The 7,150-nt window shown below is 47.7% G+C and carries 5 protein-coding genes and 1 pseudogene; 4 read left to right on the plus strand and 2 right to left on the minus strand.

Features of this window, described 5'->3' with window-relative positions; genetic code table 11:
* Window positions 1-195, plus strand: a pseudogene (locus BACCOPRO_RS18015) (hypothetical protein); the annotation flags it as partial.
* Here the strand turns inward: BACCOPRO_RS18015 and BACCOPRO_RS06515 are convergent.
* Both BACCOPRO_RS06515 and BACCOPRO_RS06520 read right to left on the minus strand, forming a co-directional pair.
* Window positions 185-1,012: a phosphoribosyltransferase family protein gene (locus BACCOPRO_RS06515; RefSeq protein ID WP_008142079.1), complete on the minus strand. Its 828-nt coding sequence runs from the start codon at window positions 1,010-1,012 to the stop codon at window positions 185-187. The pseudogene BACCOPRO_RS18015 and the gene BACCOPRO_RS06515 sit on opposite strands and share 11 nt — an antisense overlap.
* 34 nt (window positions 1,013-1,046) lie before the next feature.
* Entirely contained in the window at window positions 1,047-1,952 is a 906-nt protein-coding gene (locus BACCOPRO_RS06520; protein ID WP_008142080.1) for an Abi family protein, read from the minus strand.
* Window positions 1,953-2,419: 467 nt separating this feature from the next.
* On the opposite strand from BACCOPRO_RS06520, the gene BACCOPRO_RS06530 reads away from it, so the two are divergent.
* From BACCOPRO_RS06530 to BACCOPRO_RS06545, 3 genes are all read left to right on the plus strand, one after another.
* Complete coding sequence (locus BACCOPRO_RS06530; RefSeq protein WP_040311285.1) at window positions 2,420-2,644, plus strand: DUF7688 family protein; 225 nt, start codon at window positions 2,420-2,422, stop codon at window positions 2,642-2,644.
* A 102-nt stretch (window positions 2,645-2,746) separates the two neighbouring features.
* The gene (locus tag BACCOPRO_RS06535; RefSeq protein WP_008142085.1) at window positions 2,747-3,388 is read left to right on the plus strand and encodes a hypothetical protein; all 642 of its coding nucleotides are present in this window, start codon (window positions 2,747-2,749) and stop codon (window positions 3,386-3,388) included.
* 428 nt (window positions 3,389-3,816) lie between these two features.
* The coding region (locus BACCOPRO_RS06545; RefSeq protein WP_008142087.1) for a helicase-like domain-containing protein at window positions 3,817-7,150 on the plus strand (3,334 nt) is incomplete at its 3' end.

Here is a 7,150-nt window from a genome sequence, read left to right on the forward strand (position 1 = left end):
GCAGAACCGGTCGGCATAACAGGTTCTACAGGGCGCAGTACAGGCGAGCATCTGCATATTACCTGCAAGCTGAACGGCAGGTTAGTCAATCCTTGGATGCTCATCCGTCATATTTCATCTATACGTGAAGAATGTGTGGAAGCACTCGTACGTCTTGAACAGACGGTGAATGCCATATCCGGTACTAGTCTGTGAACAATCTTCCTATATGACTGCTCCACACTACTATCTTTACGATGAAAGGATGTGGCATCTCTACAGTTTTGCCATAAAAAAGAGCTGCCGTTACCTTTCCTCCGCAAGACTCTATTTCCCTTCTATAGTCATTCAGGCTTTGTCCGGTGGTCAGGACATCATCTATTATGATGACTTCTTTACCGGATATATTTCCGGTTATGCGATAGTTTCTTGATAGCTTGCGGTTTTCATTCCCTTTTGCTTTGTGCAGGCTTTCCCTGTATCCATACAGGTCAATGTCGCCGAATCCGGAAGTAAGATTTGGATAATATGAAGTGATGTACTTGTCTAGCTGTCTAAATCGGCAGACATATTTTTCATGGCTGCTGCAAGGCATGAACATGACATGGTATGTTTTCTTTCCGGTTTTTATGGCTTCCATGCAAAGCCTGAAAAAGTTTTGTCCATCATTTTTTCCGTCCTTGAAGCTGTAGAGTTCTTCACAGAATCTTCGCTGTTCAATATCCAGCAGCTCCCCGAATCGCGACGGATAATAATGACCGAAAAAAGTCACGTTCATTCCTTTGAATTTGTATGGCTTGAGCGGATGTTGGTCTTCAAAGAAGTCACTGTGCATGATACAGTACATACGGCAGGCTTCCTTATGTCCGGCCATGACTGCCATACGGCAATAGTACTCCCTTTCATATTCCCGTCTTGTGTTCCGTGCAGCTGCATACGCTGTTTCTCCGGCTTTCCGCCGCCAGAAAGCGATAACATGCAGTAGTCCTATAATCAGACAGAACAGAATCAGAAACAGCAGCCTCGGCTCCATTAGGGTTTAGACAATGGATAAACGTATTTCACATTCAGTCTTTCCAAATGCTCTCGGTCTTCCAATTGTTCGGAAATCCCATAGCTCGGACATCAATAGACGGATAACGGCTTAAAAGTGCCTTGAACTTGGAAACAAACGAATGGTTAGGATTGATTGTATTCAGCAGGTATATAATAATGCTCAATATAAAATAGACCTGTGGTGTCCCGTTAGCTGGTAATTTGATGAAAGTATTGCGCGGAGAGCGTGGCATCAATGGACGGATGCTTAAAGTTTTGTTCCACAGGCGGCTGTGGTGAGCACAGATATTCCGCACATACACGACACTATGCAACCATGATGCAAAAACCTTATCCGCCAGCCCGAAATATGCAGCTATGGAACGCTTGATTTTCCCAGGCAACAGATTTTCGTACAATATGGAAAGCGTTCCGAATGAGGTTATTTCCATTGTTATCCAGCTTGGCGGGAAATGGTTGGAATATTTCGACTTGAATGCTTTGATAAATTCTTCATCGCTGCGGCTGTATTCTTCGTCAATTTTTGACAGCAGTTTTGCATGGCGGACAGGGTTTGAGAAAAGCGAGGAATCCTCAAACCAGTACGCATCATGCTGTGAAGAAAGGATATATGCTGTCTGTGTACGGACTGCAACCTCTATTTTTTCAATTTCTGCAATAATCAGTTTGCGGAGTTCACTGTCAAACTTATAGATGTTATAGGCTGTTTCAAATGTGCTGCCCGGTTTGAAAATATGCTGTTGTTTGTCCGCCAGTAGAGGATACCAATAGCCGCTCAAACGATAATAGCTGATATTCTGTAACAAGTGCAGGGCTTTCGGTTCATCCCCGAAAATCATTCCTCTTTGTTTGAGCAGGTTTATCTGGCCTGTAAAGGATATGAGATGCTTGGGATAAGGTATCTTATTCGTTGTCATGGGTATATAAAAATAAAAAGCTCACCCTGAGCGCGCTGTTCTTACGGGAAGCGGGGTAAGCATGTTGCTGCAAAGATAACACATTTTTTTCTGTCCGACAAAACATTCACCTGTTTTTCTTTTCTATTTTTATGCTTTTTGCATTCTTTTACATTCTCCGTTCTTTATATCCCATTTCCAGACCTCTTTTATCTCATGTTCCATCATTCAGCCGTGCGACTGATGTGGGGTTATTTTGCTGCGAAAATACCCGTCCGTCACAATCCTGACAATGCCGGCAGGCCGCCTAGGGTGAGACGGAAAATCTTCCTCCCCGCTGACAGCGGCGAGCGTATTTTTCCGCTCAGCCTTATCCGGTTGTTCCTTGCCGCCCTCTGGGGCAGAAAAATAATCCCGACGGTCGCGACAGGCCGAACAGAGGGAAAAATAAGACAACAGACAATGTTGAACACTTGAAAATTGAAGTTATGAAAGAAGAAATCAGACAGGACGGCAGGGCAATACTGTCAAGCGAAGACGGATTCAGCATCCGTATGTTTTTTAACAATCTGAGCGGAAAGAACTTTTCCGGGAAGGAGTACCGGGACTATGTCAGAAACATAGCCTTCGGCGAAATGGGCTTCAGGCCGGGTACAATCGAACTCTATTGCGACGGGAAGAAAGTCAGGACAGGCACACTTCCCGAACTTTGAACAGCAGTCAGGATGTAAAAGTCAAATTTTGTGAGGATAATTTACAAACGGGAGCCCGGATCGGCTCCGGCTAAAAGAATGAACAACTAAAAAAATACAGGTATGGACACAATAATAGCAACAGTGCATCCGGCAGAAGAATATCTCCGTAATGAACAGAATCCACCGGTTTTGTATGTAAAAATTTATGGGGAACGCAGGAAATTATTTATCAACCGAGGCAGGGGGAACGTCGTCGGTATTATTGCGAAAGGCAAACGCAAACATGGTTACATCTTTTCAGATTGGAGCCACATCGAAAAAATCTATTATCCGTCACAGGAAAAGGAAGACGAAAAGGATATGGACAGGAAAATGATTCTCAAATACCAGAAGCTCGCACGCCTTGCCACGCATACCAACGACTGGCTCCGCAAGATTGCAGCAGCGGACCTTGAGAAGTCCCTGTACGAAAACCGTATCACCACGGGGACAGCTATTGACGGAAAGTGTATCCGACTCTCCACGATTGAAAAGTATTGCGGAAGCTGGGATATGCAGCGGTTCCGCCAGGCCATGAGGAATAAGGAGAAATTCTCAACGCTTCGTTTCGACTTTTGCGGTTATGACGGTACGCTTTGGTGCGAGCCGCGTGAAAACGGCGACATGGCTGCCGGATTCAGCAAGGAGTACCGGAATTGCAGTAACGGCTATTACTATCTGCTTATCAATGACGAGTTCATGATTGGCTACGATATTGACTGATAATCCACGGACAGACCTTACCGGGGGCCCGGCAGGGTCTGTTCCGGCTTCGGTCTGCCGACGGCAAAATCCCTTTTTATCGACGGCATTGCCATGCGCTGTCCTTTTTTACCTCAGATTTTCCTTTTCTATCTTTCCATCCGCCTGTTTTCAATCCTTTTCTATCCATCCCTCTTGTAGCTGCTCTTCCGTTCTCCGCCGTGCGACCTCGGGGGATTGGATTTTTCAGCAAAGGTAACCGCCGGTTTCCATTCCTGCCAATGCCGGCATTCTGCCCGTGGGGTCTCGGAAAAATCTTCCTCTCCGGCTGTCGAGCGTATTTTTCTTTACCGGCCATGGCGGATGTCCACCGCCACCTTTCAAGGCAGAAAAATAATCCCTGCGGCCGCAAACGGGCCGAAAAAAGGGAATAAAAATTAGGTTAAATCATGGGTTACAACAAATTGACATCATTATCGGCCAACATTAAGGCCATAGAGACAGCAGTAGCTATCCGCATACAGGGCAGGACAGCTACGCAAGAGGAAAAAACGATATTGGCGCAGTATTCAGGTTTCGGTGGTATCAAGGATGTACTGGATTTGGGTACGGACAAACCGCTTGACAAAGGTGTGTCCGAGCTGTTGAACCGTCTGCTGGATGCGTTAAGGACACTTGCAGGGGGTGACGAAGCCGCTTGCCGTTCACTTGTTGAAAGCATCAAATCATCAGTCCTGACAACGTTCTACACGCCGCAATTCCTTATTGACGCAGTGGCGGCACAGATACACGGCACCTTTTTCGCAAACGACTTGCAGATGCACAGCTTTCTTGAACCGAGCGCAGGCATCGGCGGTTTCTTGCCTGTAGCCATGCCAGGCACACACAACTATGCCTTTGAAAAGGACACCATTACAGGACTTGTACTTTCGCTGCTGTATGAGGACGCAACTACCATAACGGCAGGATTTGAAACGATAGACACACAGGAGCTGGAGCATCGGAAATTCGATGTTATAGCGTCAAATATTCCTTTCGGCAATTTCCGTGTATTCGATGCTGACCTGTGGAAAAAGGGCGGTATCTACGAACAGGCCACCAAGACCATACACAACTACTTTTTTGTCAAGGCTATGGAGCTGCTTTCCGAGGGCGGTCTGCTTGCCTTTGTCACTTCAAGGGGCGTGGCTGACACGGCAGGAAACAGGTTTGTACGTGAGTATCTGGTGAACCATGCCGACCTTGTCAGCGCAATACGTTTGCCTGACGCTCTTTTCATGCAGACAAGCGGTATCGAGGTGGGCAGCGACCTGCTTATATTCCAGAAGCATACTAATAAGGCGGCACTCTCCGCACGTGAACAGATGTTTTTGCAGGTAGCCAAGGAAATGTACGACATGAACGGAACAATGACCGAAAACGCCAACAGGCTGTTTTCCATGCCGAAGACCGTACTGGCGACCGACAGCCGTATTGTGATGAACCAGCACGGCAAATATGTACGCAAACACCGGTGGCTCGGCTCTGATGCGGCCATGACGCAATACCTTTCCGCACTTCTGAAATACGATTTTGACCGGTATTTCCGCAAAAGTCTTTTCGGACAGCAGGGCGAAGCGTCCGTGCAGATGTCACTGTTCGGGATGCAGGAGACGACCGCACTATCCGTAAACAGGGGACGGAGAGCCTATACGGAAAAAATCGAGGACTGGATGAAAAGCGGTATGCTGGTAATGTTCGAGGGGCAGGTTGGTACGGTCGTGTTTCGCAAGTCAAGCCACTATGCAGATGTGGCCGTGGATTTCGTTCCTGTGGACGAGGGAAGGGTCAATATGGAACGTGCAGCCGACTATTTCCCTGTTCGTGAGGCGTATTTCCTGCTTTCTACGAAAGAAAGGGAACTGCAGACCGAACAGACGACCATACGTGAGCGGCTGAACACTCTGTATGATGCCTTTGTCGCCAAATGGGGATTTTTCCATGAGAACGACAACAAGGAGTTTGTCATGCTTGACAGCCTCGGTGTCGAAGTGTTCACTATCGAAATGCAGCTTGGCGGCAATATAGTCAAGGCAGACATTATGCGTGAGCCTGTAGCTTTCACGAAGATTGCGACAGACCGTATTCTACAGCCGACTGAAGCTTTGGCAAGCAGCCTCAATTTCTATGGCAAGGTGGATATGGACTATATCATGCGCTCTACCGGCCTGTCTGATGAAGATGTAATCGCAGCACTGCAGAGTGAGATATTCTACAATCCTGTTACGGATGAATGGGAACACAAAGGCAAGTTCATTGCAGGCAACGTGATAGCTAAATGCACGGAATTTGTTTCCTGCATTCCCGACCTTTCGGAGAGGCAGCAGCAATGGACGGAAATATCCGTCAAGGCACTGGAGAACGCAACGCCCGAAACAATTCCCTATGAAGAGCTGGATATCAATATGGGCGAGCGTTGGATTGACCCACAGCTTTATGCCGACTTTGCGGCAGACCTTTTCGGGGTGGAAGCCGAAGTGATGTACTTTGATGTCAACGATGCCTATGTGGTGCGTCTGAAGGGTTACTCCCCGGCAGCATACAACACCTATTCCGTGCGGAATTTCAATGGCGAAGACCTATTTGTCCATGCCTTGCAAGATACAGTACCCGAAATAACCAAAGAGGTGTATCGCAACAGCGGCAAAGTTCGTGTGCCCGACGAGGAAGCCATTCAGGAAGCGGCTACCAAGATACAGGAAATCCGCAGCAATTTCAACCAGTGGCTCGATGCCTGTCCTCTGGAAGTCAGGGATGAACTGGTACGCACATACAACGAGCGTTTCAACTGCTATGTCCGTCCGGCGTATGACGGCTCGGCACAGACCTTTCCGCAGCTTTCCTTTGAGCAGTTCCCGTACAACGAACTTTATGCGTCACAGAAAGACGCAATCTGGATGATTAAGCAGAACGGCGGCGGTATCTGCTGGCACGAAGTAGGTACAGGCAAGACGATGATTATGTGCGTTTCGGCCTATGAATTGAAGCGTCTGGGATTGGTACAGAAACCTCTGATTATCGGCCTGAAAGCCAATGTACACGAAATTGCCGACACGTTCCGCAAGGCATACCCGAACGCCAAAGTCCTATACCCGGGCAAGGAAGATTTTACACCGGCCAACCGCAAAGAAGTGTTTTCCAAAATCAAGAACAACAACTGGGATTGCATTATTTTAACGCACGACCAGTTCGCCAAGATACCGCAGTCCGAGGAAACCATGATAGAGATATTCACCGAAGAGCTTTACGATGTGGAGCGAAGCCTTGAAGTGTTGGAACAGTCCACCATGCGCTACCGTAGCCGCAAGATGCAGAAAGGGCTGGAAGTGAGACAGGAAAATTTGAAAGTGAAGCTGTCAGAACTCCGTACAAAACTGGACGGCCGCAAGGATGATACCGTGGACTTTCATTCAATGGGTATAGATCACATCTTTGTTGATGAGAGCCACATGTTCAAGAACCTCATGTTCCAGACACGCCACAACAGGGTGGCAGGTATCGGAAACACAAAAGGCTCGCAAAGGGCGATGAACCTGCTGTTTGCCATCCGTGACATCCAGCACCGCACAGGCCGTGACCTTGGGGCTACGTTCCTGTCCGGTACGGTGGTGGTAAATGCGCTTACAGAGTTGTATGTGATGTTCAAGTATTTGCGACCACGTGAACTCAAGCGTCAGCAGATTAGCTGTTTCGATGCATGGGCGGCTATATTTACAAAAAAGACAGCAGACTATGAGCTGAACG

The organism is Phocaeicola coprophilus DSM 18228 = JCM 13818 (assembly GCF_000157915.1).
GTDB classification, from domain to species: Bacteria; Bacteroidota; Bacteroidia; order Bacteroidales; family Bacteroidaceae; genus Phocaeicola; species Phocaeicola coprophilus.

What these genes read in the sequence shown, in the direction of transcription:
- BACCOPRO_RS06515 (WP_008142079.1), bottom strand. Translation starts at nt 1,012, where the DNA reads ATGGAGCCGAGGCTGCTGTTTCTGATTCTGTTCTGTCTGATTATAGGA.
- BACCOPRO_RS06520 (WP_008142080.1), bottom strand. Translation starts at nt 1,952, where the DNA reads ATGACAACGAATAAGATACCTTATCCCAAGCATCTCATATCCTTTACA.
- BACCOPRO_RS06530 (WP_040311285.1), top strand. Translation starts at nt 2,420, where the DNA reads ATGAAAGAAGAAATCAGACAGGACGGCAGGGCAATACTGTCAAGCGAA.
- BACCOPRO_RS06535 (WP_008142085.1), top strand. Translation starts at nt 2,747, where the DNA reads ATGGACACAATAATAGCAACAGTGCATCCGGCAGAAGAATATCTCCGT.